At 43.9% G+C, this 2,563-nt stretch carries 2 protein-coding genes; both read right to left on the bottom strand.

Going from position 1 to position 2,563, the window contains the following annotated elements; all coding sequences use genetic code 11:
- Window positions 1-82: 82 nt before the first annotated feature.
- Window positions 83-859, bottom strand: a complete 777-nt coding sequence (istB, locus tag JQM81_RS13320) for an IS21-like element helper ATPase IstB (protein ID WP_154581594.1) — start codon at window positions 857-859, stop codon at window positions 83-85.
- 6 nt (window positions 860-865) lie between these two features.
- A complete protein-coding gene (gene istA / locus JQM81_RS13315) occupies window positions 866-2,404 on the bottom strand; it encodes an IS21 family transposase (protein WP_235234286.1) in 1,539 nt (512 codons plus the stop codon).
- Window positions 2,405-2,563 lie beyond the last annotated feature (159 nt).

Raw genomic sequence — 2,563 nt, 5'->3', positions numbered from 1 at the left:
TGAATATTCCTGTGCGGTAACACCGCAAATCCGGCAGACGGGAAACCGTCTGTCCGGACTTGCGGGAACCGCTTATGCGAGTTTACTCGCGTAATGCTTTATCTAAGCCGTATACCTCTCGCATTGACCGATCATGTTCTGCATCAATGCTTGTGATATTTATTCGATAACTGTCATGGGCAATACGGTCAATGATTGCATCTGCAAGAGGACTGTCATCACCACCAAGCTGATCATACCATTCTTCGAATTCATACTGAGAGCAGAAAATCGTAGATGATTTCTTGCGTCTTCGATGAAGGAGTTCAAAGATATCCTTCTGCTCGGCTTCCGTTGGTTTTAGAAGAAGCCATTCATCAAGAATGAGAACCAGTGGGTTAGCGTATTTAGCCATGACCTTTCGATAGTTACCTTCTGTCCTTGCGATTTCCAGATCAATGAGCAGATCCGGAAGTCGGACATACTTGGTGTTGTAATACCGCTTGCATGCCTCCATGCCAAAGGCACAGGCCATGTAAGTCTTACCACAGCCTGTAGCACCGGTAATAAAAAGGTTCCGGTGTTCAGATATATACTCACAAGTTGCAAGTCGGTTAATAAGAGCCTTGTTAAGTTTGCGACCGGAAGTGTAGTTGATATCCATGATATTTGCTTCCGGCTGGTCAAATCCGGCATTACGGATCAGTCGTTTTTGACGATTATTTTTACGATTGCTGTATTCGATGTCCACCAGCATACCAAAACGGTCCTCAAAGGGTACTTCTTTAAATTTAGGATCATCCAGTTGGTTACGAAATGCATCTGCCATGGTAGTAAGGCGCATTTCAATTAATTTATCTATTGTACTCTGATTTGTCATATGTGTTTACCTCCGATAGTAATCGGCACCTCTTGTGATGCCATGTGCTTTATGTGTGGTCTTGGATTCAGTTGTTTCTGATTCCGGTTTTACAGAACCTGTTACAAGGATGTTTTTAATACTCTTGTAACTGGGCGAGGAGGTATAGGATAAAGCCTTTTTACAGGCTGCTTCAAGCAATGCATCTGAGTATTTCTCAGCAAGCTTTAGAAGTCCCATACAACTTCGGTAGGTCTGTTGTTCCACGCTTTTGGAGGTCAGTATTGCATTGACCACAGTGTACGTATTTATGCCAATCCGCTCAGCCCATTTGCGGAACCGGTCGCCGTTCCATTCCAGATATCTCTGGTGATCTTCCGGCATATGTTCCGTGATAGTGCTGTACTGCCCAGGGCGTCCTTTCAGACGACGATGGGAAGCAATGCGGTTATGGTTGTAGAAAATTTCAATAGTGGTATCTGTTACCTTCACATCAACTTTCTTTTTGATGTATTCATAAGGAACTGAGTATAGCATTCTGTCCACAGATATGTGATAATTGAACTGGACGGTGGCTGTTTTCCAGTCACTCAGTTCAAAACGGGTAGCAGGTAATGGTGCCAGCAATGGTTTTTCTTCCTCAAGAAATAAGATTCGCCGACTACCCTCTTTCTTTTGAAAGAGCCTTTGGTTGAACAGTTCGAGCTTGTCTCTGATTGCACGATTTAATTCGGCAAGGGAGAAGAACTGTTCATCCCGAAGTGCTGCTGTTATCCAGGTAGAGATATTTCCTACTGTTCCTTCAGCATTCGGCTTATCCTTGGGAGCTCTGACACGAGCCGGAATAATAGCTGTACCATAATGTTCAGCCAGTTCCTGATAAGTTTCATTAATCTGCTGGTCTCTCCATCCACCATTGTGAACAACTGCAGTCTTGCAGTTATCCGGTACGAGAATCTTAGCAACACCGCCAAAGTACTCGTACATATGGACATGAGCATTAATCCATGATTTCTGCTTCATATCCAGAAATGCTTCCACATATGCATACTGGCTGTAAGTCATTACGCCAACAAATATGTAGGCTTTGATGATTTCTCCGGTATCAGGATCAATGATTGTTGCAGGATCACCTGCCCAATCAACTTCAACCTGTTCACCAGGTTTCCGGTTGATATGCATGGTAGCACGATGTTTTTGCTCATCCTGTTGGATGTGGTAGCAGAACTGTGAATACATGAGTGGTTCTTCGCCATTGGCACGGCAATCCTCCATGTATTCAGTCCACAGGAGCTTTTTACTTACTCCGTTACGAAGTAGCTCCTTGCGGATGTAGTCGTAGTCAGGCATACGCTTGTGGGATGTGACTTGTTTTGCAGAAGGGAAGAACTTTTCTGCAAGGACAGCATCGGTGTCATTTTCATCGAGCGGCCAGGAAATATCTAATTCCGCGGCACGCTTTAACACACGATTGACTGTCTTTTTTGAAACATTGCAACTGTCGGCAATGTTTTGTTGACTGAGATTCAAGCTTTTGAGCCTGAGAATCTCTCGATATTTGGTCATAGTCATGACCTCCTTAAAATGTATTTACACCACAGGGTGCATAGTTACATTTTAAGAATTTATGATAAAGGTTTCCACCAACGGAATGGTGGTTTCCTTAAAAACGGATTTGCGGTTTCCTAAGTCCGGACAGCAGGGACACGGCCCCCGGATTATTCA

Source organism: Faecalicatena contorta (genome assembly GCF_021531895.1).
Classification (GTDB): Bacteria; Bacillota; Clostridia; order Lachnospirales; family Lachnospiraceae; genus JAFBIX01.
The sequence above is the reverse complement of the archived record's forward strand: the minus strand, read 5'-3'. Positions and strand labels throughout refer to the sequence as shown.

Bases quoted from the DNA above. Each gene is read 5' to 3' on its own strand.
- istB (WP_154581594.1), bottom strand. From the start codon at position 859: ATGACAAATCAGAGTACAATAGATAAATTAATTGAAATGCGCCTTACT.
- istA (WP_235234286.1), bottom strand. From the start codon at position 2,404: ATGACCAAATATCGAGAGATTCTCAGGCTCAAAAGCTTGAATCTCAGT.